This window comes from Fluviibacter sp. (genome assembly GCF_057744235.1).
This window is the reverse complement of sequence record NZ_JBIJFP010000006.1, coordinates 66,684-93,125: the sequence shown is the minus strand read 5'-3', so window position 1 is coordinate 93,125 and position 26,442 is coordinate 66,684. Positions and strand designations below refer to the sequence as shown.

Here is a 26,442-nt window from a genome sequence, read left to right as displayed (position 1 = left end):
GCCAAGCAGGCTGCTGAATTCACCGAAGCCGGTGTTTCTGCTGCTACCTCGGCTGCTGTGAAGGCTGCTGGTACCAAGGCTAAGAAGTAATTCTTCTGGCTTTAAGCCTCAGGGGTAAAGCGTACCCTGACCCAACCCCGCCCGATGCAAGTCGCGCGGGGTTTTGTTTTTTGAAGCCGTAATCGCCAACTCAGCGAATTCGCCGACTCAACGTGAGGCCAAAGCGCTCGACATGCCGGTAAAAGAAATCGGCCAGCAGCATACTCAGAAACCACGCACATGCCATCGCCAGCACCCCATCCTGCGCTGTCATCCAGTCAAAACGATCCTGTGCTGCATTGATCAGCATGCTGACAGGAAAATGCACTAGGAAAAGTGCAAACGACGTACACCCCAAGTAATGCACAGCCGACCCTAACAGACTTTGCAAAGCATTCGGCATCCCACTGCCCGTCGAAACGCCCAATCGCACTGCCGGCTGACTCGCCAGCCAAAGCAACCCGGCCGTCACAAAAATCACCACCAGACGGCCATTGAATGTGACTATCCACTGCCAGATCAGGACACCAACGACCGCCAGCAATATGGCCCGCACCCACGGCAATGCAGGCGCTTCTTTCTGGGTCAACCAGCCTACCAACAACCCAACGCCATAGGCATTGTAAAAATAGGGTGCCCAGTTGTCCCAATCGGTCCAGGTACGAATCCAGATCAGCGAGGCACACGTCAGCAGCCCAATCAGCAACGGTGCCCAACCCGACCAGCGCAAAGCACGGCTACTCCAGAGCAACAGCACGGTGAGTGCAAATAATTGAAAATCGATGGCCACATACCAGACACCGGTGGACAAGGACTCATGACCGAGCACGGCATGCAACAGCAGCCAATGCATCAGGTACTGCATAACACCTGCACTTGCCGGCAACATATCGTCATCCGTCCAGAATCGTGCGATTTCGGCGGCCAGCACCGCCAGCGTTACTGCCAATCCAAAAGGCCAGATCAACCGGATATAACGCTTGGCCAGCAAACTCCAGGGACGTGATAAGGCCGTTGATCGCCCACAGAGTGCCTGCGCTGTCAGATAACCGGCAACGACCAGAAATACCTGCACGGCCCATCGGCCGTAAGTGGCAAACCAGTTGATCAGATCTGGCGCAGCCAATCCGGCAGATTCCGCCATCGGCCCATAGGAAGCCAGATGATGAATGACAATAGTTTGCGCAGCAATGGCCTTCAAACCATCAATGAGCAAGGAGCGGTCAACCGACAAAGGTGACTGATACAAGGTGGAAGTCATGCAGCTACTTACAGACTCTATGAAATGCCAGCATCCTACCCGATAAAATCCAACTCACCTCAGTTACGCGGATGGATCTCTCACCTTCAAAAAAAAGAAGATCATTTGAAAATAACGAGATTGCATAGGTTAAATTAGTTCACACCATACGTATGCGACGCGCCAGCACCCGACACATGCTCAACCGGATTACCAACGACAAAACCGACACCCGCCCTGACAAGGAGCCCGGCTGGCTTGAAAGCATGCTCTCAGAGCCGCTAACACCCTATTTTCTCGGGGCAACAACCTGGATTCTGGCGTGGTATCTGCAAATGGGGCCACTGCGCCCATGGCTCAACTTCGCGCCCGGTGTCGAGTTGCCGTTTTTTCCAGCTGGGGTAAGAACACTTGCCGTTTTCACCTTCGGCTTTGCCGGGGCCATAGGCATCTTTATCGGATCAGTCGTCACCTACGCTCTATACTTTCCGGAGCTCATGACCGCCTCTCCACTCGGCGTGATAGGCTGCGCCGCGGCATCGGCATTTTCTTCTTATCTGGCCATGCGCATTATCTGTCATCTGTGCCAGATTCCACCATCACTGACTGGTCTAAGCATGTCCAATGTAGGGTGGATCGTTGTTACACAGGCGCTAATTTCTGCCACCCTGCATCAGAGCATCTATCACTTAGAAGTGATCAGTACGGTTTATGATACCCCGGAACTCAACACCGCACTTTTCAACTGGGCGGCAATGGCTAGCGGTGACGCTCTTGGCTCCATGAGCGTATTACTAGTAATTCTGCTCGTGTTTCATGGATACAGCCAATACGCCAACCGTCGGCAACAGCCCTGACATAAAAAGCCTACGGCCTAGCGTTCATTAGTGTGGCAACGGATGGGTCTTTGCGAGTACCTCATAGGTTTCGGCAAACCTCAACGCCTTCGGTAAATCACCCGCTTCCACAGCGAACTGAATGTCTTCGGCAACCATTCGATGCAACTCACACACCCCTTGGGGCGACGTCAGCAACAACTCACCAATGACCACTGCCACGGGCAACGGCACGTGTTCATGTTCAGCAATCGCTTCGACTTCACACTCGTAAAGATTGCTGCAACCAATGAAATCATTAACGGCCAACATGATCGTCTCCTCACATGTTTGCTGATTAAAAGCCAGCAGAGACTAGAAACGGCCTTGTTATTAGTATGGGTGGTCGCTGCAGCAGGAGCTATCCAACGAGATAGCCTCTACTTTTTTTATTAATCTACGCTCACTGGATAAAAAATCAACAACCCGGTGAACAGGACTAAAACAGAAATAACGGCCGGCGGCGTGATGTGTTCTGGTTTTGATTTGAATGGTCGGGGTGAGAGGATTCGAACCTCCGGCCTCTACGTCCCGAACGTAGCGCTCTACCAGGCTAAGCTACACCCCGACAAGTTAGGCGATTGATGCTTACGGGCCTAACAAGAGGCAAAATTGTAGCAAAAAAGATTCATATTGGAAAGTTTCAAGGGAACGGATACGCTCCGAGCTTCCATAAGAGGGCACAGGAATTTCTATGGATTAAGCGCGTGTAGATGCCATGTTTCATTGATACTTTTAATCTGAAACAGCCCTTGATCAAACTCAATTTCATTGACACAGCATGGATCCTGCTTGATCTGCCAGTACTTAGAAAGCGGCAAACCCAGCATGTGCAAAAGCAGCACCCGATTCACACTATCGTGGCCAACAATCACGACCGTTTTTCCCGCGTAATTTTGAAGAATGCTCAGGAGCGCATTGGTTACTCTGACAAGAACCTGCTGCAGTGATTCGCCGGCTGGCATTTGCATCTGATCAGGAAACTTTTTCCAGCACTCAAATGCCAGGGGCTCGCTTTGGCGAACCTCGTCATGAGTTTTCCATTGCCATGAACCGTAATCAATGTCGTACAGGTCAGGCAAAACCTGGGTCTCTACACCACAAGCCGTTGCAATCGCGTCACCAGTGGCGATACAGCGCCCCAGAGAACTTGTAAAAACGATTGCTGGCACGGCACTCTGTTGAACTCTTGCAGCAGTCAGGAGGCGCTGCCTTTCACCCAATGGCGAAAGCGGGATTTCCGCTCGACCGCGAAACCGTTCGGGCGATATCCCCTCAACGTGGCCATGACGGACTAATAGTATCTTGACGGTCATACGGTGAATGTCATCTATTTGAACGATGGATCAAGGAGCCAGTCTCATGCACATTGCGTGCATGCTCGGATGGAAGCGCCTACTTGCCTTGATCTTCGCTTTTGAGTTCTCTGGCAAACTCTTTATTTTCTTTTTCAGCCTCGTAAGCATTTTCAGAGGCTTTACAAAGTTTCGTCACGATTTCGTAAATCAGCCAAACACCGACAATCGGCAGCACAATCATTGCAATGACTAGTGGCATCTATGTTCCTTTGGTGAGCTCGATCTATTCTTCGAGCGGCAAAAACTGTTGCTGCCAGAAATTCAAGCCGAGCGTTAATCCATTCAGCCAGCCGAAATAACAGAATTTCAGGAGATCCAGTTCGTAGCCTCCCAACTGACGAACGGAGTCTGGCACCAGAACAATACCAGACTCCTTTGAATGGCGATCGTTTACCATCAACGTGCGTAGGTTTCACCCTGGATATAAGGCACGCAGCGAGCCTCTTCGTTGTCACCCAGCGAGAACAATGGATCCGGCGTGGTCACGCTACCATTCACTTTCATCGTGCGATCATCAAAGCTGACTGAAAAAACTTCACGGCCATCATTATCGGAACAGTAGCCGTAGTTCCAGTCAACCTGGTGCAGTGCGCTGAAATGATCTACAGAGCGTTCCGGCCCCAGAATCTGGTGCACCTGCTTGCCATCCATGCCCTTCTGGATCTTGGCAAAGTTACGGTTATTCATGACCTGATCAACCCCCGTCACGACACCCTGATCATTGAAATACACCATGAAAGTCGTAAAGCTGGCTGGCTGATCCGAGTACGCTGCCTGAATCACCTTGCCCTGGCTGTTGCGCCAGGTCATATCCGGCTTACCCATGGACTGCTCGACCTGAGCCACGTTCGAAAAGCCCGGCTTGATGTTAGCGGCCGGTACAATGCCGGCACAGCCGGTCACTACGGCGATACTGGCAAGGGCGACACCCAGACTGACTGTACGCTTGATCTGCTGCTTGGTTGTTTTCATAAAAGACTCCTTAAACGGCTTCATACGACAAATAGTGGGCTAAGCCTAACATCGCCCACCGGTTTTATCCAATAGGTCCATCTAGCGAATCACCACCTGTTCGACCACGATATCCTTGCGCTTGTAGAGCTCAAGCACTTTCTGCCGCATCACCGGATCGCTGATGTGATAGCCAAGCTTATCGGTCTCTGCCAGCTGATTGCCAGAGCGATACGTGAGCGCCGGTGCTCTGGGCGATGTCGAGCAGGCCGAGACGAATAACCCTAACAGATAGATCATGAATCTTTTCATGCGCTTATTAGGCCCGTATTCACAAGCTTGTGCAAGAGTTCTGCTACGATCCGGACAAATACTCCTTGCTTAGAGCCTTATGAAAAAAACGCTGATCATCACAACTCTCTACTGCCTGGCATCCACCCTATCCAACGCCTTTGCCGCCGACAAAGCACCGGCGTTCGGCAAGGCCGCCATGAACGGGGAGCAGGTCTACAATGCCGTATGCGTTACTTGCCACGGCCACGGCCTGGCCGGTGCCCCTAAAACTGGCAATCGTCAGGCCTGGGCACCTTTGGTTGCCGAAGGCTATGAAGATCTGGTCGGTAGCGCACTGACGGGTGTCCGGATGATGCCTCCTAAAGGCGGCGCACCGGCGCTCTACGACATTGAGGTCGCTCGTGCCGTCGTATACATGGTCGCACAGGCCGGTGGCCAGTTTCCGGAACCAACCGACAGCAACGTCCGTGCGGCACGGCTCGATGGCGAGAAACGACACGCCACCCGCCTCAAAAAAGCGGCGGCCAGCCGACAATAAGCCGGGGGCGTTCCCATGTATATCGTGTTTCTGATCGCCCTGATTGCAGCAATACTGATTCTCACCGGTCGACGCAACCTCGGCATCGCGACGGCACTGCTCACGACGATCACACTGGGCGCACTCCTCATGCATCACATGACCGATAAATTACCGATCAGCCTCTAAGCGTACCGACGGATCATGAGCCTTGACCGTATTGCATACACACTGAATACACTGGCCCTTGGCCTGATCACCGCTGTTCTCGGAGGGGCATTTATCGAACAGTTGGTCCTGGGAGAGCTACCCTGCCCACTCTGTCTGTTACAGCGAGCCGGCCTGATCGCTGCAGGCATGGGCTTCTTTCTTAACCTACGCTTCGGGATTCAGCCCTTACATTATGGCGTGGCACTCTTTGGCACTATCGTCGGTGCTGCCACATCGATGCGTCAGATCCTTTTGCACATTGCCCCCGGAGACCCCGGGTTCAGCAAAGCCGTTTTTGGATTACATCTGTACACCTGGTCGTTCATCACTTTTGTTTGCATCATGCTGGGTATCGTTTTATTACTTTGCTTAAGCGGCAAGGGAAATCATGTCAGCGCCCCGCCAGCGCGCCGTGCTGCTACATGGACTTACGTAGGCTTCGTCATCATGATTACCGGCAATGTGGTTTCAACGCTCCTGGCGTGCGGCCTCACCCAGTGCCCGGATGATCCGATCCGCTATTTGTGGCTTGACGAGTTTTTCCGCCTGTTAGGTCAGAAGCAATGAGTGCGTATATTGCCCGCACCCTGTTTGCGCTGCTCACAGGAATGATGACTCACGGGTTGGCCGTGGCACAGAACACGTCATCGACAGACAACCCCGCACGGCCACAAACCGATGATGTCATCATCAATGCTGAAAGCCGAGCGCAAGCCGATGACGAACTGTTCTACGCCAGCAAACGTAAAACCTGGTTGGAAATCTGGGGCTTTCATAACGCCCAGGGCCACGCCAGTGCCAGCAACAACATCCAGCCACGCCTTTACCACTCATTTCCGATCGGGCGCTCTGGCGCCCAGGCCGTTACACGGCTGGATACCAGCCTGAACTCCAACAGCGGCCCAAAATTCAACGGTGGTGGCGGTGGTGACTTCAATCCGGGCAATACCCGCTGGACATTGGCTGGTTACACACCGGAAGTTGCGCAGAACGTGACTTTTGGTGGCGGCTTCCGCCTGGTCATGCCCACGGGCTATAACAACCCAGCCTATTCCTCTGCTCAGTGGGCTCTGGGCCCGCAACTGGCCATGACGTTCACCCCCAAAAATGCCGGCGCGTTCAGCTTCTTTTCGCCCTCCGTCCGTTACATGATGGGCATGACACCGATGTCACCGCGCACCACGCTGATGCGCACACTGGAGATCTACCCAGCGACAGGGTTCCAGATCACCCCCAAACTCAAAGTCGCTTTCTGGGATGAAATCGGACTCACCATGAGTGCCCGTAACGGCAAATGGTTTGTGCCGGCGGATGCCATGCTGACCTACAGTTTCGATAACCACTGGGGTGCCAGCGTGGGCGGTGCCGCACAGCTGGTTAATGACAGCTTCAATTACTTCTGGAGCACCTATGGCCGCATCATGTATACGTTCTAACTACAAAGTATCGAAGCGTAAAAAAGGCGAGGATGGATCCTCGCCTTTTTTGCTGATGAAGCCGTGATTACTGCATGAACCAGCCGTGGCTCACAATGAACGACTGACCGGTAATGGCATTGGTTTCGGTACCTGCCAGATAGGCCACCATTTCAGCGATATCATCGGTCGTTGTAAACTGACCATCCACCGTATCTTTAAGCATCACGTTCTTGATGACTTCATCTTCGGTGATGTGCAGTTCGGCAGCCTGCTCCGGAATCTGCTTCTCGACCAGCGGGGTCCGCACAAAGCCCGGGCACACCACATTGGCGCTCACGCCATGCGGACCACCCTCTTTGGCTACCACACGGGCCAGACCCAGCAAACCGTGCTTGGCGGTCACATAGGCAGCCTTCAGCTTTGACGCTTCATGCGAATGCACCGAGCCCATATAAATGATCTTGCCGCCCTTGCCGGCGGCATACATGTGCTTAATCGCCGCCTGCGTCGTCAGGAAGGCACCATCCAGGTGGATCGACAACAGCTTCTTCCAGTCAGCAAACGGAAAATCTTCGATCGGATGTACGATCTGGATGCCGGCATTCGACACCAGAATATCAATACCACCAAAGGCCTTCACGCAAGCATCAATCCCGGCGTTCACCTGATCCTGGTTGCAGACATCCATAGCAACGGCCATGGCTTCACCACCGGCCTTCTTGATTTCATCAACCACCAGGTTACCGTTTTCGAGGCTGAGATCAGCGATCACAACCTTGGCACCCTTGGCGGCCATATTGAGCACGCACTCACGGCCAATACCACTGGCAGCACCCGTAACCAGAGCAACTTTACCTTTAAGCGACATACGTTTTCCTTTTGTGGATAGGATTGAATTAGGACTTCAGATAATCAAACACAATTTCACCGGTACCGATGGTGTAGTTCTCGCAAACCAGATGTTTGGCACCGATCACTTCGAGCACCGGCAGATTGGCAACGGGTGCCAGCGCATGCTTAAAGAGCTCCAGTGCTGCCGGGCCTGTCCAAGCCTGACCGATCTTCACATTCTGAGCATAGTAACGCGTCAGCTGACAAATCGCCGGCGTGCAATCTGGATTCGGAATAATTTTCAGCAGATAGTTGGGAGTCGCCATCATCTTCTTGGCTTCAGCTTCCGCATCGATCGGGGTGTACTTGTAACCCATCGTGCCATTAGCGACACGAATCTTGCCGTAATCCAGTGTGCCGACCAGCGCATCGCCATCAATCTCCAGCTTGGGCTTGGCCAGCTTCTTCGGGAATCCCCAGATCTCACGGCCACCTGCGGTAGGCGCTTCATCGTCCAGATACAGGTAATTGCTGTAACCCGCCGGTTTGCCATCCTGGTCGACCACCGCGAGAATCTGCCCGCTCTCCGTGTAATCACCAAATCCTGCAGAATCCGGCATGCGGATGAACTCGAAATTGACAATCGGATCCTTCATACCCAGCGGCTCAGGCACGGCTGCCCGGAAAAGCTCGGGATCCGTGCGGTAGCTGATGATCAGAAATTCACGACCAAAAAACTCGAACGGCCCTTTCGAGTAGGCCGGGCTCAGATACGGCATCGCAAACGCATTCTTGCGGATTTCTTCAATCTTCATGTGACACATCTCCAAGGGTTAACGGAATGACTATACGCGAACTTTGTGACGACAATCATTCTGCACGCGTTGTGTTGAAAGTTGCTTTCATTTGCTTTTCTGAAGACAGGGATGTCCCGAGATTATCATCCATGATCTGGCGCAACGTACCCGGCGTCGTCATACCATCATCCGTTGGGGCCTGTTGCGAGGGTGCCTCCCACTGCCAGCCGCCACCCATCGCCTTGTAGAGTGAAATCAGTTGAACGGCTTCGTTGTTCTGAGACTGGACGAGGCTGATTTGGTTGTTATTAAGCGCAATCAGGGACTGCAGATACTGGAACTCGGGCTGAATGCCAACCTTGTAAAGCACCTGGTTGTTGAAAAACACCTGCTGCTGGGCCTCAACCGTACTTTGCAGTTTGCCACGCTGGATCCGGTAATTATCGAAACCGGCGAAAGCCTTTTCCACATCGGTCATTGCCGACCGGACGGCCTTTTCATAAGCTAGCCGATCCTGTTCACGGGTTGCATTGGCGACGGCCAGGCTGGCCTGCAACTGGCCTCCGGTATAAAGCGGTTGTGTGATGTTCAGTGCCCAGTTCCAGATAAAGCTGGCCGGGTTAAAAAGCAGCCCCCAGGGCCCTGTGTTGTAGCCTGCGCCCAGCGGGATGGAGAAATTAGGCATGAATGCGGCCTCGGCCACCCCGATATTGGCCGTCGAGGCCGCCAATACCTGTTCCGCCTGGCGGATATCCGGCCGGTTTCGCAACATCTGGGATGGCAACATTGCCGGCAAGGACTTTCGAGTCAAAAGCGGGGCACCCGGTTTTTCCAGAGTGCTCTGGAGATCCAATGGGAAGCCCCCCGCCAGAAAACCACACTGGTAAATCGCCCAGTCTCTTTGTGCTTTCAATGGGGGTAACTGGCTTAACTGCAGTTCGTATGCCTGTTCAAACTGCGCCAGATTCAAATCGCTATCAATCCCACGCTGGAGCAGCAACCTGGTCAGCTCAAGCCGTCGTTTAGAGGCCTCGATCGCCTTTTCCGTATAGTCGATCTGCGCCTGCAACATACGCAAGTTGCTATATTGGCTGGCGAGTTCTGATGTGAGCGACACCAGCACATTTCTTCGGAATTCCTGAGCCGCTTTGACCTTGGCAACCTGGGATTCCGTACTCCGCTTGATCTGACCAAAGACATCCGACTCCCAGGTCACATTGAGGGGAAGGCTTAATGCTTCGACCAGGCCAACGCCTGACATTTTGTTGGTAGTACCTGTCTGCTGGCGCCCCATGGACGGATCAAGATATACCTGCGGAAACAGCTGCGACTGAGTCTGTGCCGCCTGGGCTCGCGCCTGTTCAATGCGCTGAGTGGCAATCAACACATCCCAGTTGTTCTCAACGGCGGTCGTCATCAGCCGGTTGAGGACCGGGTCATCAAAGACCTGCCACCAGCGCATGATCTCGGCCTGCAACGCAGCATCCGGCGCATTCGGATCAACGGTCTGGCCGTTCACCGGCATCAGATCGGGGCGAGAAAATGCGGTCGGCAGCTGCTCGTTTTTCGGGGGCACAAAATCCGGGCCAGTCATACACCCGCTCAGGGTGCTGGCCAGTGCAGCGGCCATAATGCCTAACAGCAGGGATCGACGCATCAGATGTTGAACTCGAGCCATCGCTGGATCCAGTCAAGCAGGGAACGCGGCTCCAGTAGACGCTGCGCCTCCGGCCCCGCGTCCACACTGGCAGTCAAACCGGCAGCCAGGAACACACCTTCCGGGACATTGGTAATGGCAATGTGCACCGGTATCCGCTGCGCCAGACGAATCCAGGCATCAATCGGATTCACGTTCTGCAAACCCTGGTAGCCAGGGGCATTGTTCTGATTCAGCACACCTCGGCCGATACTCTTCACTTCCCCTTGCAGAATCTGCGGATAGGCAATCAGCTTGATGGTCGCCTTGGCACCCACCTTGACGTTGATGAGTTTGATTTCTTCAAAGTAACCTTCAATCCAGAACGTGGTGTTATCCACAATCTGCATCTTCGACTGGCCGGACTGGGCATAATCCCCCATGCGCAGACGCATATTGGCCATATAGCCGTCACAGGGCGCCACCACTTTGGTGCGAAACAGGTTGTACCTGGCCAGATCGAGTGCCGCTTTGGCGTTATCGACATTGTCCTGTGCGACTTCGGCATCCGTTTCGTAGATCTGCTTATCCTGCACTGAAACCGCACCTTGTGCATTCATCCGCATCTTGGCCAGCGATTTCTGCAGCACCAGTTTTTTCTTGGCGGTTTCGAACTGGGCTTCGGCTTCTTTTACGGCATACTGATAACGCGTCGGGTCAATGTCGAACAGCGGATCTCCCGCCTGCACCTTCTGATTATCCTTGACGTAAATGGCCGTCACGTAACCCGACACCCCTTCCGTCGCCACATCAGCGACTTCCGCCCGCACAAAGGCATCCCGTGTCCAGGGCGAACGCATGTACAGGTTCCATAACACCCAGCCGAGGTAGATGGCGACCACCACAAATAGCAGCGTCACCAGAACACCGACCAGCGAACGGTCTGTGGGCACCCAATCCGGAATGCGTTTTTTCCAATCCGTATTCATACCCTAACCACTCGCCCGATACATGACAAACAAACAGAGAATGATCGAAAACAGCGCGATCTCGAATAAATTCGGATGCCAGACCATCCGGTTAATGCCAAAACGTGCCAGTACCTTACGCAAGAAATAAAAGGCGAACAGTGTCGACACCACATCCGCGGCAAATGGCGCGATGTAAAAACCGTAGACATCAACATTCGCTAGCATGGTAAAGAAGCAAGCACCTGGTTATTTTTGGCAATCATTCGCCACTCCAGAGCGGCCGCCTGTAATTCTAGCCGATGGACTGGCTGTTTCTGTGATTCAGCCTCCAGCGACTCGATCAGACGTTGAGCCACTTGTTGAAAGCGCGCTGGACTATCTAGCTGATGCGACCAGAACCATTCAGCCTTGGTCAATTGCTGACTTAGAGTCTCTGACAACGATAACCCGGACAAGTCACGACGCTGACGGCGAAAGCAGCGGGCAATACGCATCATGATCAGGAGCGCCTGAATGGATTCGGTGGCAATCACCGTGTTTTTGAGGCTTCCGATACGATCAATGAAGCCTATCCGCTCCTGCTGGCGATCTTCCCATTCGGCAAAGCGATCCTTGCGCAGATGGCGGGGCAACTTCCACAGTTCCCGGTACGCCCGCCGTTCGACCAGACGTGCCTTACTACGATTACGCAGTGGAAAGAAAATCAGCACAGAAGCCAAAGACATCGTCGCTGCACCGCTCATTGCAAGCACATTATTGAGAAAACCCTGCAAATCGTAAGTCATCTGGTTATCCGGCAGGCTCAGCATCATGCCGTACACCATGAAGGTATTCCCCATGGTCTGCGTTTGCGGAAATGCACGCAAGATAGCGCATGGAACAATGATTACAGAAAACGACAGGAGCAGCCAGGGAAAACCGCTCCCGAGCGGCATCAGCACCTGTGAACACAACAGGGCCGGCACCAGACATCCGACAACTCCCAGCTGGAAACTCTTGATCGAAGTTACCGGATCGTCCGTCACGCTGACAAGTTGCATCAGGATCGCCGTCATCACAACAAACATCATGCCCGCGGTCTGCCACTCATTGACAATAAACACCCCCCAGGCGACCAGAAAGGTAAACGCCACCACGGCACCCGTATAGAAACTATGAGTGAACGATGTGGCCTGCCCCAGCGACCGAACATCCTCTTGATCATAGGTTTCACGACCGCGGCGAATCCGGTTCATGGTGTCGATCAGTTTACGAGCCGCATCAATTTCCGCGAGTAGCCGTGACCACTCCAGAAGACTGGGTTTTGTTTGCGCCTTGAAATACGCCGCTACCCGTTCACGGGTAGCCTGCATCCGGGCATCCGCCTGGGCATCCGGTTCATCGAGTCGCGCCTTGAAGGCTTCGATAATTTCCGCATTCACCTCATCGGCAATGGCCCGGTCGGGCGAATCCTTGAGCAAGACGCCCAGTTCCTTAAGACGGATATTGAAGTCGGCAATGTCGGCAAAAAACTCATTCAAGCCGCAGCGAATCGACCGGGCATGAAGGGCCACCTCCGGGTCTTCGGCGCTGGCATATTCCAGGCTCTGGTGCATCGCCTCGATATCCTTGGCCCAGGCCCGCATCGTGGCCACATGATCATAGGCCTCCGGTTGATCTACCACCTGTGTCACTTGCGAAATGATACGGTCACTCATTTCACGCAGCGGTGGCAAATAAACCTGAAATCCCTTGCGGATATGAAACACCCCCCAGACAAACGCCACCGCCAGAATGCCAATCACAATGACACTGACACGCTCACCTGCAATACGGATGGCGACTTCCGGATTCGGTGTGGATTTCGCCACAACTGCCGCGGTATAGCCGCCCAGAACCGAGGCATAGGAACCAAAATATTTGAGCTTGCATCCCCAGAAGGCACATATGCCCATCCAGATGGCCATGCCTCCTGCGAACAACCACGGTGCCTGAGGAAAGACCCAGAATAACGCCGCACAAGCGACCCCACCCGCAACCGTTCCAAACAGGCGGGCATAGCTTTTGGCGAAGACTGCACCGGCATCGGGCATTGCCAGAATCGCTGCACACATCCCGGCCAGGCCCGCCATATCAATAAGCGCCTCGAAACTGGTAAATAGCGCCAGACCGAAGGCCACCATCGTCAACAACCCGAGTTTCAAGCCGGCACGTACCCTCGCCATATTTTCGGGCGATACCGGAAACTCCAGAGCAGGTAGCCAGCGCAAGGTAGTCATATAAAGAACTGCGACAATCCGAAAGCAAATGAAAGGAAAGTCGCTAAAAATCAGTTAATTATGGCGAAGCCGAATGATACATTGCATAATGCAGGCATCCAACACGAACCTCTGCACGACAGAACCCATCAAGGAATCGCGGCATGACAAAAATTCAACTCCCCCCCTACAAGCAGGTTGCCCTCATTTTTCAGGGGGGTGGCGCTCTCGGTTCCTATCAGGCCGGCGTTTACGAAGGCCTTGCCAGTGCAGGTATCGAGCCCACCTGGGTTGCCGGCATTTCGATTGGTTCGATCAATGCGGCTTTGGTCGCCGGGAACCCGCCGGAGAAACGTGTCGAACGTCTGCATGAGTTCTGGGATACCGTTTGCCGCCCGCCCTCAATGACGGCCAGTTTCGTGACCGAAGCAGTCAATACGCTGGGCTTCGGATTTGCACCGTTTCAGGAAACCATCAAGAACACCGTCGACAAGGCCTTTGGCTCCTTTGCCGCGAGCATGGCCATACTCGAAGGCCAGAACGAGTTTTTTTACCCACGTCCCTTTGCCCCCGGCTTCGGCAACCCGAGCCAGATCAGCTTCTACGACACGTCGCCCCTCCGGAGTACGCTGGAGCGTTTGGTTGATTTCGATCGCATCAACCACAAGGATGCCATGCGCATCTCACTGGGTTCGACCAATGTCGGCACGGGTAATTTTGTCTTCTTTGACAACCACCATATGGTCATCGGACCCGAACATGTCATGGCTTCCGGCTCGCTACCCCCGGGGTTCCCGGCGACGGAGATTGACGGCGAGTTTTACTGGGACGGCGGCTGCGTATCCAACACGCCCCTCATGTACATCATGAATGAAACAGCCAGCTTGGATTCGCTGATCTTCCAGGTCGATCTCTGGAGCGCCCACGGCAAACTACCCAGCAATATTTTCGAAATCTCCGAACGACAGAAAGATATCCAGTACTCCAGCCGGACACGGGCTATTACCGATACCGTGCGCAACATGCACCGTATGCGGCAGCTTTTGCTGGAAACCATTGATCGCATCCCGGAAGCCGTTCGCAAGGCCGACCCGTTCTTTGCCCAGATGGCCGATCATGCGATGGGCTCCAGCTTCAACGTGATTCAGCTGATTTACCAGAATAAAACCGGCGAAGGCCAGTACAAGGATGCCGAATTCAGTTCCGAAAGCATGCAGCGCCATTGGGCGATGGGGCTGGCCGACATGAACGACACGTTTTCTGACCCAGGCTGCCTCGAAATCCCATCCAAAGGTGAAAACTTCGTCACGTACGACGTGCACCGCAAAGCCCGCTTTACGGCGGAGTCTCCCGACCCCATGTTCAACCAGAATGCCACGATGGCCTATGTTTTCGAAACGACCACCGGTCAGGGCGGTAGTGTCAAACACCCGGAGAAGCAACTCGTAGCACCGAAGGCCTCTGTCAAAGCCGTCGCCAACAAGCCGGTTCAAGCCGAAACCAGACTCGCAGGGCCATTAACGGCAACGAAAGCAGCCGCAACGGTGACCAAAAAGCCAGTGGCCAAATCATCAGCCAAGCCAACGGCCCGCAAGGCGACAACAAAGCGTTAATCCAGGCTCATTCCTGGCAATCAGCAATAACGAAGGGCCGCAGGCTGCGGCCCTTCGTTATTTCATCGGTCACCTTCAGTGTTTCGGCGTTGTCTTCTGCCAGGGCCAACGCCCTTCCATTTCCAGGATCAGGGACCAGCTTAGGAACGTGCGGATCACCACAATCGCGGCCAGCACAGCCACGCTGGTCAGCGTCGGGCTTACGGCCACGGTACGGATGATGTCGGCTGCTACCAGAATTTCCAGCCCCAGCAGCAACGTACGAATGATCTGGTTACGAATCCCCGTATAGGCCACATCCACACCGCGACGCATCAGATCCAGCGGAAAGCGCGCCAGGCCCCAGAGGACACCGATCACGATCACTGCCACACCCAGGGCATCCCCCCATTCGCCCATCAGTTCGATAAACGCCAGGTGATTCATGTTAGTGCTTTGCGCTTAATGCGAACGGTCGACGGCAAAGTCGGCCAGTTCTTCCAGTGCCTGCTTGAACACCGAATCCGGCAGATCATTGAGCGCCGCGTGCGCCAGCGTGGCTTCCCGTTTAGCGGCATCACGCGCCATCTCAAGGGCACCACTGGCATGCACGGCATGGAGTACGGCATCAAACTCTTGCAGGCCACCTGTCTCGATGGCATGACGGATCGCCGCTGCAATGTCAGGCGTGCCGCGATCTCGGGCATAAATCAGCGGCAGTGTCGGCTTCCCTTCCGCCAGATCGTCGCCCAGATGCTTACCGGTATCCGCCTCGTTGCCCGAATAATCAAGCACATCGTCAATAATCTGGAAAGCCGTGCCCAGATGCATACCGTAGCGCGCCAGGCCCTCTTCCAGTACCGGATCCGCATCCGCCAGTACGCCACCGAGGCGCGAGGCGGCTTCAAACAGCTTGGCGGTTTTGTAACGAATCACCTGCAGATAGCGTTCTTCATTCACATCGGCATCATGACAATTCATCAGCTGCAGGACTTCGCCTTCGGCGATGATGTTGGTCGCTTCCGACAGCACTTCCATCACACGCATCCGGCCCACCGACACCATCATCTGGAAGGCACGGGAGTAGAGAAAATCACCCACCAACACACTGGCCGCATTGCCGAACAGTTCGTTGGCGGTTTCACGGCCACGGCGTAAGCTGGACTCATCCACCACATCATCGTGCAACAGCGTGGCGGTATGAATGAATTCCACCACCGCAGCCAGGGTACGCGCCTGCGGTCCCGGCACGCCACAGGCACCGGCGGTCAGCAGCAGCAACGCCGGACGCAGCCGCTTACCCCCGCTGTGAATAATGTATTCCGACACTTGCCGAACGAGGACAACCTCCGAATGCAGGGAGGCACGGATGACATCATCGACCTGCCGCATTTCATCGGCGATCAATGTGGCAAATAACGGTTTGGAGGGTTGGCGGGTGCTGGCTGTCACGCAGAGAAACCATCTGTAGGCGTAAAAGAGCCGAATTTACGGGCGCTAGCGCCCCGAGTCAAGGCAAAATCCCTACCGAGATCACTGGCGAAGGGTAAAAACATCAAACGCTTTGACAACAAAGGATTTTTTGCGTAAACTTGCGAGTTCTTTGCAATATCCCTTTGGAGTCCAACATGTACGCGGTCATAAAAACCGGCGGCAAGCAGTATCGCGTTGTCGCAGGTGAAAAAATCAAAGTAGAACAGATACCGGCAGAAGTTGGCACCCAGATCACCATCGACCAGGTTCTCATGGTCGGCGAAGGCGAATCCGTAAAAATCGGTGCGCCGCTGGTGGCAGGTGCGAGCGTTTCGGCCACGGTTCTGAGCCAGGGTCGTCACGACAAGGTCCGTATCTTCAAGATGCGTCGCCGTAAGCACTACCAGAAGCGTCAGGGCCATCGTCAGAATTACACCGAACTGCAGATCAACGCGATCGCAGGCTAATCCGGTTTAGCTAAGGAGCCTCACACCATGGCACATAAAAAAGCAGGCGGTAGTTCACGTAACGGCCGCGACTCAGAAGCCAAACGACTTGGCGTCAAGCGCTACGGCGGTCAACTGGTCAAAGCCGGCAACATCATCGTTCGCCAGCGTGGTACCGAGTTCCACCCGGGCGACAACGTCGGCATGGGCAAGGATCACACCCTGTTCGCGCTGATCGACGGCACCGTCAAGTTCACCGTCAAGGGCGAACAGAAGCGTCGCACGGTTGTCATTCAGCCGGCACAGTAATTCGTGTCTGGTCGGGCACTTGCCCGCCGACACATTAAAGCCCTATCCTCACCGGTAGGGCTTTTTCTTTAGCAGAGCAGCCATGAAATTTATTGATGAAGCGCGTATCGAGGTTATTGCCGGCAAAGGCGGCGATGGCTGTGCCGCATTCCGCCGTGAAAAATATGTCCCCCGGGGCGGCCCCAGCGGCGGCGATGGCGGCAAAGGCGGCAGCGTCTGGGCCATCGCTGACCGCAACATCAACACGCTGGTGGAATATCGCTACACCCGCAAATTTCTGGCACGCAATGGTCAAAACGGCATGAGCGCCGAGTGTTATGGCGCTGGCGCTGACGACATCACCCTGCGCATGCCGGTCGGCACGGTGATCTCAGACCACGAAACCGGTGTCGTGTTGCACGACCTGAACGAAGACGGCAAAAAAGTCCTGGTCGCCCAAGGCGGCAAAGGTGGCCTCGGCAATATCCACTTCAAGTCCAGCGTCAATCGTGCGCCCCGCCAGTTCACCCGAGGCACGCCCGGCGAAGAGCGCATGCTCAAGCTAGAACTCAAAGTGCTGGCCGATGTCGGCCTGCTCGGCCTACCTAACGCCGGCAAGAGCACGTTCATCCGCTCGGTGTCCGCTGCCAAACCGAAAGTGGCTGATTACCCCTTCACGACCCTGCATCCGAACCTGGGGGTCGTGCGCACCGATGAAAACCGCAGCTTTGTGATTGCTGATATTCCTGGCGTCATCGAAGGTGCTGCCGAAGGCGCTGGCCTTGGCCACCGCTTCCTGCGCCACCTGGCGCGCACCCGCCTGATCATGCACCTGGTCGATCTGGCGCCCTTCGACCCGGAGGCCGACCCGGTACGCGATGCCATCGCCATTGCCGGTGAACTGGAAAAGTACGACCCGACGCTGGCCGACAAGCCCCGCTGGCTGATTCTGAACAAACTCGATCTGATTCCCGAAGAAGAACGTCAGCAGCGCATCGACGACTTCCTGAAGAAGTTTAAGAAGGCCAAAGGCAAAGCCGACCGCCACTTCTCGATTGCCGCGATCACGGGCGACGGCACCAAGCCGCTGATTTTTGCAATTCAGGACGCGCTCGATGCCATGCCGCCGGCCCTGCCCGTACATACCGAACACGACATCCGGGACGTGATGCCTGATGGCGAAACGGTCTACATCGACGAAGACGAGGAAGATGCATCGTGACCCAGCGCGTAGCTGCCCGCCAACCCCTGGTTGACGCCCGCACGCTGGTCGTTAAGATCGGTAGCGCACTCATCACCAACAATGGTACGGGCCTCGACCTGAACGCCATTAACAGCTGGGCACAACAGATGGCCGCGCTAGCTGCACAGGGCTGCCGTTTACTTCTGGTCTCCTCCGGAGCCATCGCCTGTGGCATGCAGCAACTGGGCTGGCGCAAACGCCCCGGCAGCATCCCCGAACTCCAGGCGGCCGCTGCCGTGGGCCAGATGGGCCTGGCACAAACCTATCAGCAGGCCTTTGGCGCGCACGGTATCCGTACGGCCCAGATTCTGCTTACCCACGAAGACCTGGCCGACCGCACGCGCTACCTGAACGCCCGCGCCACGATCAGCACCCTGCTGGATCTGGGTGTCCTACCCATTATCAATGAAAACGACACGGTGGCCACGGATGAAATCCGCTTTGGCGACAACGACACGCTGGGCGCACTCGTGGCCAACCTGATCGAAGCCGATGCACTCATCATCCTGACGGACCAGGAAGGCCTCTATACGGCCGATCCGCGTAAAGACGCCTCCGCCACCCTCGTGCAACAGGGCGCAGCGGGCGATGAACAATATGAACGGATGGCCGGCGGTAGCGGCAGCCATGTCGGCACCGGTGGCATGATCACCAAGATCTGGGCCGCCAAACGTGCGGCGCGCAGTGGTGCGCATACCGTCATTGCCAGCGGACGAACACCCGAAGCCCTCCCCCGTTTACTCAATGGCGAACCACTCGGCACGCTGCTCGTGGCCAGCCAGCAACCCTTGGCCGCCCGCAAGCAATGGCTGGCCGATCACCTGCAACTGGCCGGACGTATCCAGCTGGATGCCGGTGCCAGCAAAGCGCTACTGGCCGGCAGCAGCCTGCTGCCGGTCGGCGTCACCCAGGTCGATGGTGAATTCGAACGTGGCGCGGTGGTCGCCTGCCTGAACGAAACCGGCCAGGAAATCGCCCGCGGTCTGATCAACTACGCCAGCAGCGAAGCCCGCCGTATCGCCGGCTGCCCGAGCGGCGAGATCGAAACCCGTCTCGGCTATCTGGATGCTGCCGAACTGATTCACCGGGACAATCTCGTTCTCGTATGAGCCATCCCACAACCAGCGACCTGCAGATTGATCGCCCGCTGGTTGTACTCACCGGCGGCATTGCCACAGGCAAGTCATCGGTTGCCGAACGGCTGCGCCTGCTAGGCGTCGAGGTCATCGACACCGATCGGATTGCCCATCAGCTCACCGCCCCCGGCGGCACAGCCCTGGCGACATTACGCGCCGAATTCGGTGACAGCATCTTCAACACCGACGGCACGCTGAACCGGGCCGCCTTGCGCGACATCGTCTTTCACCAGATCGACCGTAAAACCCGCCTGGAGCAGATTCTGCACCCGATGATCCGGCGAGAGGCCCTCCGGGCCATCGCCGCCGCAACCTCGCCGTATGTGGTTGCCGACATTCCGTTATTTGCGGAAACCGGCTTTTTGCGAGAACAGGCTGACCGGGTCCTCGTCGTCGATTGCCCCCCGGAAATCCAGAAAGCCCGCCTCCTGGCACGCGCCAGTGGTAAAGGTCTCAGCGAAGACATGGCCGATCTGATGCTGCAAGCACAGGCCCCGCGTGACCAGCGATTGGCATTAGCCACCGAAACCATCGACAACAGCGGCACCCCCGCGGAACGCGATGCACAACTCGGTGCCATCCATACGCAGTATCTGGTGCTCGCGGCGCAGCATGAAAAACACGATAAAAACGCGGGTTGCGTGTAACAAATGCTACAAATAGGGCTATTATTTGAAGAATCCGTCGATTTGGCGCCAACCAGGGTCAAAACCAAACCTATCGTGTTGATCTACGAATACCCTCTGACCGAACGCATTCGGGCCCTTTTGCGGCTTGAAGATCTGTTCGCGCGCATGGCGCACTATTTGGGTGCGCCGGATATTCATGATCATCATGCCGCATTGACGGTTCTCTTTGAAATCCTCGAAGTCGCCCGGCCGGATCTCAAGTCCGAGTTGCTGCAGGAACTCGAGCGCCAGCGTCAGGTACTCACGGCATTCCGTGACAATCCGAATATTTCGTCCGAGGCCCTGGATACGGCACTCGATGAAATCAGCGAAGCGCTCAATCTGCTGCATGCCCTCAGCGGCAAACTGGGTCAGCATCTGCGTGACAACGAATGGCTGATCTCCGTCAAGAACCGTTCGCTGATTCCGGGCGGTCTGAGTGAGTTCGACATTCCGTCCTACCATCTCTGGCTGAACCAGCCGACCGCACAACGTCAACGAGACCTGCAAACCTGGCTGGAGCCTTTCCTGCCGTTGCGTGACGGCCTGGCCATTGTGCTGCATCTCTTACGCGACAGCGGCACACCGGAGGCCTACACCGCCTCGCGTGGCAGCTACCAGCGCACCCTGGCCGGCGTTAACGCCCAGATGCTGCGCATCCGCATTCACGACGCCATGATCACGCCGGAAACCAGTGCCAATAAATACGCCCTGAACCTGCGGTTCATGGAAACCGATTTCCACCAGCGTCCGCGCCAGGTGGAACGCGATGTGCGCTTCGATCTCACCTTCTGCGCCATCTAAACCCGTGAGCACGAAAGTCCCCTGCCCGCATTGCGGTGAATTATCACCCTTTACGCCTGCAAACACATGGCGCCCCTTCTGCTCTGAGCGCTGCAAAATGATTGATCTCGGCGCCTGGGCCTCGGAGTCCTACCGCATTCCGGTTCAGGAAAACGATCAGGGGCTCTCCGACGATCCGCCCACCGAGCAATAAGGCACAGCGGTCTACCAGCCCCGCATCATCGCCACACCCTGCGCACCGGCGGCCTGCGCCCGTGTCGAATCTGCAAGTGTCATGCCGCCCAGGGCGTACACCGGGATCGAAACCCCCTCGATGAGCGTTGCAAACCTTGCCCATCCGATGGGGATTTGGCCCGGGTGAGAGGCGGTCGCGGCCACTGGCCCCAGCACCACGGCATCGAGCCCCAACGCTTCTGCCTTTTGCAATTCGGCGGTGTCGTGGCATGAGGCCATCACCAGCAAATCCTCCGGCCGCGATTCACTCGCCATTAGCCGTGCCGCTGTCAGATGAATGCCATCGGCAGCGCAGGCCTGTGCTTCGGCCACCGTACCGTTGACGATTACCTGCCCACCGTAAGCATGCACCACGGAGACCACCGCACGACAAAAATCCGCTCGAGCCGCTTCGGGTAACGCGTGTTCGCGCACCTGCACCAAAGGCGGCCGCTGCGCTTTCAAACGAGCGAGTTCAACATCCTCACCGTTCTCGCTAGCGTTGGTGATGGCATAGGTCGCCGGCAAAGCCAGCGCCCGCAGAATGGGGGTATTGGCGGGCAAGACCGGTGACACGGGGAACGCGACTGACGTCACATCCATCGCACCGACCATGGCATCACAATTCAGCCAGGCCGCGTCCGCGTGCTCCAGGGGCTGCAACCTGCCATCCCAATCGGTCACCCGGAAAAAACGGATTTCCACCCGGGCATGCGGATACGCAAATTGGCGGGTTACCCAGGGCGTCATCGCCGTGACCGTGATTCCCAGCTCTTCCTGCAGTTCACGGACCAACGCCTGTTCAAAACTTTCACCGGCCTCCACCTTGCCACCGGGGAACTCCCAGTAGCCGGCATAGGCTTTACCGGTTGGCCGTTGCGCCAGCAGGTATTGCCGCTTGTGATTGCTATCGCGCAGAATCACCGCAGCCGACACCCGAGTTAGTTTGGCTTCGATCTGCGCACCAGACACCACCAGCTTCTGTCCACTCATGATTGACACCGCCCCACCCAGTCGCGGGCAAACTGTTCGGCCACACGGCCGCTCCGTGAGCCGCGCATCACAGCCCAGTTCAAGGCGTGCTGTCGCGCATCGGCAATCGCCGCGTCACCTTCACCGTAATGCTTCAGCCAGCCATTCACGATATTCAGATAGGCATCCTGGCTGAAGGGATAGAACGACAACCAAAGACCAAAGCGCTCGGACAGTGAAATCTTTTCTTCGACGGCTTCGGCCGGATGCACCTCTTCGCCCAGATGCTTGGTCTGGGCATTCTCCGAAAAGTACTCCGGCATCAGATGTCGCCGGTTGGACGTGGCGTAAATCAGCACATTATCCGGCACGGCGGCCACCGAACCATCGAGCACGGACTTCAACGCCGTATAGCCGGCCTCACCAGCCTCAAAGGACAGATCGTCACAGAACAGAATAAAGCGCTCGGGCCGGCCGTTAATCAGCGACACAATGTCCGGAATATCACGCAGATCATGTTTGTCGATCTCGATGATGCGTAAGCCTCCGTCACCATAATGGCGATAAGCCTTGAGCAAGGCACGCACCAGCGATGATTTGCCACAACCCCGCGCCCCAGTCATCAGCACATTGTTGGCCGGGCGCCTGGCCAGAAACTGTTCGGTATTGGCCACCAGGCGCTGCTTCTGCTCATCCACATCGTGCAGATCCGTTAAGTCAATCTCGGAAATTCGCGGCACGGCCACCAGCGCTCCTGCACCGGTCCGCTTGTTCACCACCCAGCGCCAGGCCTGTGCCGACCAGTCCGTCTCTGCATGACTGGCATCTGGCAATACGGCCTCCAGACGAGCCAATACGGTCTCGGCACGCAACAGTAATGCCGTCAGCGCATCAATCCCGGTGCTGGCGACAGCCGGTATACTTGGAACAGTTTTATTCACGTTTGACCTCTTTTGCGCTGGCCATGAACCGACCAACTTCGAACTCCGCACACCTTACTGCATTTCAGGGTTTAGGCCTACTCAAGACCCTCTCAGCCTGCGCCATTCTCGTGCTGCTGGCCAGCTGCGCCACGACCGACTGCCCCCCTTGCAAAGAGGCTGAAAAACCGCCAGCTGCAGCACAGATCATCAAACCCCTGAAACAAGCTAACTGGTCGGATCTGCCGGGCTGGGCCGATGATAAAACCCTGACCGAAGCCTTTCCAGCCCAACTGCAGAGTTGCAATGCACTCGGCAAAAAGACCGGCTGGCAGGATGCCTGCAACGCCGCCCGCGCACTGACCGACACTCAGCGCAAGGACCCGACGGCCGTTCGCGCCTACTACCAGAAGTACTATCAACCCTACCAGCTGGTGCAGAACGATGGTGCCGGCAACGGGCTGTTCACGGGCTACTACGAACCGCTGCTCCAAGGTGCCAAACAGCCCACTGACAAAGCGCGTTATCCCATCTACGGTGTCCCCGCCAATCTGCTTACCATCGAGCTTGGCGATCTCTTTCCGGAACTCAAGGGCAAGCGAGTACGCGGTCGTCTGACGGACGACAACAAGGTGATTCCCTACTGGACCCGCGAGCAGATCGAAGCCAACCCCGGCCGCATGAACGCCCGAACCCTGACCTGGGTCGATGACCCCATTGAACTGTTCTTCCTGCAGATTCAGGGCTCGGGCCGGGTACAGATGCCGGATGGCAGCCGGATCCGGGTCGGTTACGCCGACCAGAACGGGCAACCCTATCAGAGCATCGGCAGCGTGCTGATCAAGCAGGGTGCACTCACCAAAGACACCGCCTCCATGCAAGGCATCCAGAACTGGGCTCGCAACAACCCCGCCAAAGTCCAGGCGCTGCTTAATGCCAACCCGAGCTACGTCTTTTTCCGCATCTTGCCCACCGACCCCAACAACCCCGATGCCGGCCCCCCCGGGGCACTGGGCGTCCCGCTAACGCCGGGCCGTAGCATCGCCATTGACCCGCGCGCCACACCCCTGGGCGCCCCCGTCTGGCTGGACACCTCCTATCCGAACACCAGCAAACCCATGCAGCGCCTGGTGCTGGCCCAGGATACCGGTGGTGCCATCAAGGGTGCCGTTCGTGCCGACTTCTTCTGGGGCTTCGGCGCCGAAGCCGGCAAGGAGGCCGGCCGCATGAAGCAACCCGGCCAGATGTGGACGCTGCTCCCCCCGGCTGCCGTACCAGCTGATAAAGTACGCAATTAACCCCGTTTGCCAGAGATACGCGCATGACCGAGAACAGCCAGACCATCACCGAGGAATACCGCAAGCTGCAACAAGCGCTGCACCAGAACCCCAACTACGGGGTTGCCTCATTACAGTTCGCACCCCTGGTGGCGGATCTGATGCGTCAATCCGGTGCGCAAAGTGTCTCGGATTACGGTGCCGGCAAAAAGAATCTGCTGATCGGGCTCAAGCAGGCAGGTATCGCTACGCCCATCTATAAGCCTTACGACCCGGCCTTCCCGGAATACGGCAACCCGCAACCGGCTGACCTGGTCTGCTGCATCGATGTACTGGAACACATCGAACCGGAACTGATCGACAACGTGATCGCCGAACTGGCCCGTATCACCATCAAGATCGGCTTCTTCTCCATTCATATGGGGCCGGCCGGCAAGGTGCTAGCGGATGGACGCAATGCGCACCTGATCCAGAAACCGACCTCGTGGTGGCTACCCAAACTGTGTCAGCACTTCGACATCATCCAGCTGCAGACGCACCAGGTGATGGGCAACGGCGTCTGGCTGGTTGTGAAGCGCATCGACACCATTCTGTAAGCGGCAGAACCAACTTTGGGCAGGCACGCCCTGATTTAAGGCGGGGATTCGCGTAAACGCACTTTCTTGGTGCAAAAACCAGCCATGAACCCCGAAAACCGGGGCACCAAATTGGCACACAAATTGCTTTTATGGGGGCATTACCAATCTTGACGCACGATATCTGTGCAACCGCCCCATGGAACTCCTCAAGACAGCCTCCGACACCCTGTTTATTCTGCTGGGCGCCATTATGGTGCTCGCCATGCATGCCGGCTTTGCCTTTCTGGAAGTCGGCACCGTCCGTAAAAAGAACCAAGTCAACGCCCTGGTCAAGATTCTGGCCGACTTTGCCGTTTCGACCGTGGCCTACTTTGCCATCGGCTTTACCGTGGCCTACGGTACCGATTTCTTTGTTGGCGCTGGCCAGATTGCCGAAAAAAGCGGTTACGACATCACCCGCTTCTTCTTCCTGCTGACCTTTGCTGCGGCCATCCCGGCCATCATCTCGGGCGGCATCGCCGAGCGCGCCAAGTTCAACCCGCAGCTGGCGGCGACTTTTGTGCTGGTCGGTTTCGTCTATCCGTTCTTCGAAGGCATCGCCTGGAACCAGCACTTCGGCATTCAGGCATGGCTGAAAGGGACCTTCGGTTTCGAATTCCATGACTTCGCCGGCTCCGTCGTGGTGCACGCTATGGGCGGCTGGATCGCCCTACCCGCCGTGCTGCTGCTCGGTGCACGCCATGGCCGCTATGGCAAAAACGGCGCTATGGCTGCCCACCCACCGTCATCGATCCCCTTCCTGGCACTCGGTGCCTGGATTCTGGCCGTAGGCTGGTTCGGCTTTAATGTCATGAGCGCCCAGACGCTCGACAAGATCAGTGGCCTGGTCGCCGCCAACTCGCTGATGGCCATGGCCGGTGGCACCATCGCCGCCCTGATTGTTGGCCGTAACGACCCGGGCTTTGCCTACAATGGCCCTTTGGCCGGCCTGGTGGCCGTCTGCGCCGGCTCCGACCTCATGCACCCGCTGGGCGCTCTGGCCACCGGCCTGATCGCTGGCGGCCTGTTCGTCTGGATGTTCACCCTGACCCAAAACCGCCTGAAGATCGATGATGTACTGGGTGTCTGGCCCCTGCACGGTCTGTGTGGTGCCTGGGGGGGGATTGCCGCGGGCATTTTCGGTGCCGAAGCACTGGGGGGGCTGGGCGGCATTTCTCTCGCAGCCCAAGCCATCATGACCGGCCTGGCGATCATTGTTGCCCTGGTGGGCGGCACCGTCGTCTACGGTGCCCTCAAGGCCTTTGTCGGCATCCGCCTGGATCAGGAAGAAGAATACAACGGTGCCGACCTGACCATTCACCGCATTACGGCCACGCCGGATACCCGCGACCTGTAATCAGCAACGCCATTAACAGAAACAGCAAAGGGCGCCTCGGCGCCCTTTGCTTTGGTCTGCCG

Annotated in this window: 33 protein-coding genes and 1 tRNA gene; 16 read left to right on the top strand and 18 right to left on the bottom strand. The window is 56.5% G+C overall.

All coding sequences use genetic code 11. The annotated features are described in order from the left end of the window. Nucleotides 1-190: 190 nt before the first annotated feature. On the bottom strand, nucleotides 191-1,300 hold the full coding sequence (locus AC3GOJ_RS05285; protein WP_488236418.1) for an acyltransferase family protein: 1,110 nt from the start codon (nucleotides 1,298-1,300) through the stop codon (nucleotides 191-193). Between the two features lie 152 nt (nucleotides 1,301-1,452). Between AC3GOJ_RS05285 and AC3GOJ_RS05280 the strand changes: the two genes are divergently transcribed. Next, nucleotides 1,453-2,136: a hypothetical protein gene (locus AC3GOJ_RS05280; protein ID WP_488236417.1), complete on the top strand. Its 684-nt coding sequence runs from the start codon at nucleotides 1,453-1,455 to the stop codon at nucleotides 2,134-2,136. A 27-nt stretch (nucleotides 2,137-2,163) separates the two neighbouring features. Here AC3GOJ_RS05280 and AC3GOJ_RS05275 read toward each other — a convergent pair whose 3' ends face one another. From AC3GOJ_RS05275 to AC3GOJ_RS05245, 7 genes are all read right to left on the bottom strand, one after another. Further along, nucleotides 2,164-2,427 carry a hypothetical protein gene (locus AC3GOJ_RS05275; RefSeq protein ID WP_488236416.1) on the bottom strand — a complete coding sequence of 88 codons (264 nt, stop codon included), beginning with the start codon at nucleotides 2,425-2,427 and terminating at the stop codon, nucleotides 2,164-2,166. A 218-nt stretch (nucleotides 2,428-2,645) separates the two neighbouring features. Further along, nucleotides 2,646-2,722, bottom strand: a tRNA-Pro gene (locus tag AC3GOJ_RS05270). Nucleotides 2,723-2,846: 124 nt separating this feature from the next. Then, on the bottom strand, nucleotides 2,847-3,470 hold the full coding sequence (locus AC3GOJ_RS05265; RefSeq protein WP_488236415.1) for a histidine phosphatase family protein: 624 nt from the start codon (nucleotides 3,468-3,470) through the stop codon (nucleotides 2,847-2,849). Nucleotides 3,471-3,549: 79 nt separating this feature from the next. Then, complete coding sequence (locus AC3GOJ_RS05260) at nucleotides 3,550-3,711, bottom strand: hypothetical protein (protein WP_488236414.1); 162 nt, start codon at nucleotides 3,709-3,711, stop codon at nucleotides 3,550-3,552. Nucleotides 3,712-3,735: 24 nt separating this feature from the next. Continuing rightward, a complete protein-coding gene (locus tag AC3GOJ_RS05255; protein ID WP_488236413.1) occupies nucleotides 3,736-3,867 on the bottom strand; it encodes a hypothetical protein in 132 nt (43 codons plus the stop codon). Between the two features lie 41 nt (nucleotides 3,868-3,908). Beyond that, nucleotides 3,909-4,484, bottom strand: a complete 576-nt coding sequence (locus AC3GOJ_RS05250) for a hypothetical protein (RefSeq protein ID WP_488236412.1) — start codon at nucleotides 4,482-4,484, stop codon at nucleotides 3,909-3,911. 81 nt (nucleotides 4,485-4,565) lie between these two features. Continuing rightward, nucleotides 4,566-4,763, bottom strand: a complete 198-nt coding sequence (locus tag AC3GOJ_RS05245; protein ID WP_488236411.1) for a hypothetical protein — start codon at nucleotides 4,761-4,763, stop codon at nucleotides 4,566-4,568. A gap of 91 nt (nucleotides 4,764-4,854) precedes the next feature. Between AC3GOJ_RS05245 and AC3GOJ_RS05240 the strand changes: the two genes are divergently transcribed. Genes AC3GOJ_RS05240 through AC3GOJ_RS05225 form a run of 4 tightly spaced genes read left to right on the top strand, consistent with a single transcriptional unit; the run spans nucleotide 4,855 to nucleotide 6,920 of the window. Then, nucleotides 4,855-5,295: a c-type cytochrome gene (locus AC3GOJ_RS05240; RefSeq protein WP_488236410.1), complete on the top strand. Its 441-nt coding sequence runs from the start codon at nucleotides 4,855-4,857 to the stop codon at nucleotides 5,293-5,295. Between the two features lie 15 nt (nucleotides 5,296-5,310). Then, nucleotides 5,311-5,463: a DUF5993 family protein gene (locus AC3GOJ_RS05235; RefSeq protein ID WP_488236409.1), complete on the top strand. Its 153-nt coding sequence runs from the start codon at nucleotides 5,311-5,313 to the stop codon at nucleotides 5,461-5,463. 15 nt (nucleotides 5,464-5,478) lie between these two features. Further along, a complete protein-coding gene (locus AC3GOJ_RS05230; RefSeq protein ID WP_488236408.1) occupies nucleotides 5,479-6,051 on the top strand; it encodes a disulfide bond formation protein B in 573 nt (190 codons plus the stop codon). Next, entirely contained in the window at nucleotides 6,048-6,920 is an 873-nt protein-coding gene (locus tag AC3GOJ_RS05225) for a hypothetical protein (protein WP_488236407.1), read from the top strand. Before AC3GOJ_RS05230 ends, AC3GOJ_RS05225 begins: the two co-directional genes overlap by 4 nt. Nucleotides 6,921-6,987: 67 nt before the next feature. Here AC3GOJ_RS05225 and AC3GOJ_RS05220 read toward each other — a convergent pair whose 3' ends face one another. The 6 genes from AC3GOJ_RS05220 to AC3GOJ_RS05195 are packed head-to-tail and all read right to left on the bottom strand — an operon-like array spanning nucleotide 6,988 to nucleotide 13,395. Beyond that, nucleotides 6,988-7,770, bottom strand: a complete 783-nt coding sequence (locus tag AC3GOJ_RS05220; protein ID WP_488236406.1) for a 3-hydroxybutyrate dehydrogenase — start codon at nucleotides 7,768-7,770, stop codon at nucleotides 6,988-6,990. A 28-nt stretch (nucleotides 7,771-7,798) separates the two neighbouring features. Then, complete coding sequence (locus AC3GOJ_RS05215) at nucleotides 7,799-8,548, bottom strand: acetoacetate decarboxylase (RefSeq protein ID WP_488236405.1); 750 nt, start codon at nucleotides 8,546-8,548, stop codon at nucleotides 7,799-7,801. A gap of 55 nt (nucleotides 8,549-8,603) precedes the next feature. Further along, nucleotides 8,604-10,208, bottom strand: coding sequence for an efflux transporter outer membrane subunit (locus tag AC3GOJ_RS05210; RefSeq protein ID WP_488236404.1), 1,605 nt, complete (start codon nucleotides 10,206-10,208; stop codon nucleotides 8,604-8,606). Next, nucleotides 10,187-11,155 carry an HlyD family secretion protein gene (locus AC3GOJ_RS05205; RefSeq protein WP_488236403.1) on the bottom strand — a complete coding sequence of 323 codons (969 nt, stop codon included), beginning with the start codon at nucleotides 11,153-11,155 and terminating at the stop codon, nucleotides 10,187-10,189. The genes AC3GOJ_RS05210 and AC3GOJ_RS05205 overlap by 22 nt, the downstream gene beginning before the upstream one ends. Nucleotides 11,156-11,158: 3 nt before the next feature. After that, nucleotides 11,159-11,362, bottom strand: coding sequence for a DUF1656 domain-containing protein (locus AC3GOJ_RS05200; RefSeq protein ID WP_488236402.1), 204 nt, complete (start codon nucleotides 11,360-11,362; stop codon nucleotides 11,159-11,161). Next, nucleotides 11,356-13,395: an FUSC family protein gene (locus tag AC3GOJ_RS05195; RefSeq protein WP_488236401.1), complete on the bottom strand. Its 2,040-nt coding sequence runs from the start codon at nucleotides 13,393-13,395 to the stop codon at nucleotides 11,356-11,358. The genes AC3GOJ_RS05200 and AC3GOJ_RS05195 overlap by 7 nt, the downstream gene beginning before the upstream one ends. Nucleotides 13,396-13,538: 143 nt before the next feature. On the opposite strand from AC3GOJ_RS05195, the gene AC3GOJ_RS05190 reads away from it, so the two are divergent. Beyond that, nucleotides 13,539-14,987 carry a DUF3734 domain-containing protein gene (locus tag AC3GOJ_RS05190; RefSeq protein ID WP_488236400.1) on the top strand — a complete coding sequence of 483 codons (1,449 nt, stop codon included), beginning with the start codon at nucleotides 13,539-13,541 and terminating at the stop codon, nucleotides 14,985-14,987. Between the two features lie 75 nt (nucleotides 14,988-15,062). Here AC3GOJ_RS05190 and AC3GOJ_RS05185 read toward each other — a convergent pair whose 3' ends face one another. Both AC3GOJ_RS05185 and AC3GOJ_RS05180 read right to left on the bottom strand, forming a co-directional pair. Beyond that, on the bottom strand, nucleotides 15,063-15,413 hold the full coding sequence (locus AC3GOJ_RS05185; protein ID WP_488236399.1) for a DUF1622 domain-containing protein: 351 nt from the start codon (nucleotides 15,411-15,413) through the stop codon (nucleotides 15,063-15,065). 15 nt (nucleotides 15,414-15,428) lie between these two features. Further along, nucleotides 15,429-16,358 carry a polyprenyl synthetase family protein gene (locus tag AC3GOJ_RS05180; RefSeq protein WP_488236424.1) on the bottom strand — a complete coding sequence of 310 codons (930 nt, stop codon included), beginning with the start codon at nucleotides 16,356-16,358 and terminating at the stop codon, nucleotides 15,429-15,431. A 236-nt stretch (nucleotides 16,359-16,594) separates the two neighbouring features. On the opposite strand from AC3GOJ_RS05180, the gene rplU reads away from it, so the two are divergent. The 7 genes from rplU (at nucleotide 16,595) to AC3GOJ_RS05145 (ending at nucleotide 21,217) form a co-directional block, all read left to right on the top strand. After that, entirely contained in the window at nucleotides 16,595-16,906 is a 312-nt protein-coding gene (rplU, locus tag AC3GOJ_RS05175) for a 50S ribosomal protein L21 (RefSeq protein ID WP_488236398.1), read from the top strand. A gap of 27 nt (nucleotides 16,907-16,933) precedes the next feature. Then, nucleotides 16,934-17,194 (top strand): 50S ribosomal protein L27, encoded by a 261-nt coding sequence (gene rpmA, locus AC3GOJ_RS05170; RefSeq protein ID WP_488236397.1) that lies wholly within the window; start codon nucleotides 16,934-16,936, stop codon nucleotides 17,192-17,194. Between the two features lie 82 nt (nucleotides 17,195-17,276). Further along, a complete protein-coding gene (gene cgtA / locus AC3GOJ_RS05165; protein ID WP_488236396.1) occupies nucleotides 17,277-18,395 on the top strand; it encodes an Obg family GTPase CgtA in 1,119 nt (372 codons plus the stop codon). Then, nucleotides 18,392-19,525 (top strand): glutamate 5-kinase, encoded by a 1,134-nt coding sequence (gene proB, locus AC3GOJ_RS05160; RefSeq protein ID WP_488236395.1) that lies wholly within the window; start codon nucleotides 18,392-18,394, stop codon nucleotides 19,523-19,525. Before cgtA ends, proB begins: the two co-directional genes overlap by 4 nt. After that, nucleotides 19,522-20,199 (top strand): dephospho-CoA kinase, encoded by a 678-nt coding sequence (gene coaE, locus AC3GOJ_RS05155; RefSeq protein WP_488236394.1) that lies wholly within the window; start codon nucleotides 19,522-19,524, stop codon nucleotides 20,197-20,199. The genes proB and coaE overlap by 4 nt, the downstream gene beginning before the upstream one ends. Before the next feature lie 75 nt (nucleotides 20,200-20,274). Beyond that, on the top strand, nucleotides 20,275-21,024 hold the full coding sequence (gene zapD, locus AC3GOJ_RS05150; protein WP_488236393.1) for a cell division protein ZapD: 750 nt from the start codon (nucleotides 20,275-20,277) through the stop codon (nucleotides 21,022-21,024). Beyond that, nucleotides 20,990-21,217 (top strand): DNA gyrase inhibitor YacG, encoded by a 228-nt coding sequence (locus AC3GOJ_RS05145; protein ID WP_488236392.1) that lies wholly within the window; start codon nucleotides 20,990-20,992, stop codon nucleotides 21,215-21,217. Before zapD ends, AC3GOJ_RS05145 begins: the two co-directional genes overlap by 35 nt. Nucleotides 21,218-21,228: 11 nt before the next feature. Here AC3GOJ_RS05145 and AC3GOJ_RS05140 read toward each other — a convergent pair whose 3' ends face one another. Together AC3GOJ_RS05140 and AC3GOJ_RS05135 are read right to left on the bottom strand one after the other, a co-directional pair. After that, nucleotides 21,229-22,230 carry a Nudix family hydrolase gene (locus AC3GOJ_RS05140; protein ID WP_488236391.1) on the bottom strand — a complete coding sequence of 334 codons (1,002 nt, stop codon included), beginning with the start codon at nucleotides 22,228-22,230 and terminating at the stop codon, nucleotides 21,229-21,231. Further along, nucleotides 22,227-23,105 carry an ATP-binding protein gene (locus AC3GOJ_RS05135; RefSeq protein WP_488236423.1) on the bottom strand — a complete coding sequence of 293 codons (879 nt, stop codon included), beginning with the start codon at nucleotides 23,103-23,105 and terminating at the stop codon, nucleotides 22,227-22,229. Before AC3GOJ_RS05135 ends, AC3GOJ_RS05140 begins: the two co-directional genes overlap by 4 nt. Before the next feature lie 68 nt (nucleotides 23,106-23,173). On the opposite strand from AC3GOJ_RS05135, the gene mltA reads away from it, so the two are divergent. The 3 genes from mltA to AC3GOJ_RS05120 all read left to right on the top strand — a co-directional run bounded on the left by mltA (nucleotide 23,174) and on the right by AC3GOJ_RS05120 (nucleotide 26,380). Then, nucleotides 23,174-24,427 (top strand): murein transglycosylase A, encoded by a 1,254-nt coding sequence (gene mltA / locus AC3GOJ_RS05130; RefSeq protein WP_488236390.1) that lies wholly within the window; start codon nucleotides 23,174-23,176, stop codon nucleotides 24,425-24,427. Nucleotides 24,428-24,450: 23 nt separating this feature from the next. Then, nucleotides 24,451-25,002: a class I SAM-dependent methyltransferase gene (locus AC3GOJ_RS05125; RefSeq protein WP_488236389.1), complete on the top strand. Its 552-nt coding sequence runs from the start codon at nucleotides 24,451-24,453 to the stop codon at nucleotides 25,000-25,002. Nucleotides 25,003-25,180: 178 nt separating this feature from the next. Continuing rightward, a complete protein-coding gene (locus tag AC3GOJ_RS05120; RefSeq protein WP_488236388.1) occupies nucleotides 25,181-26,380 on the top strand; it encodes an ammonium transporter in 1,200 nt (399 codons plus the stop codon). Nucleotides 26,381-26,442 lie beyond the last annotated feature (62 nt).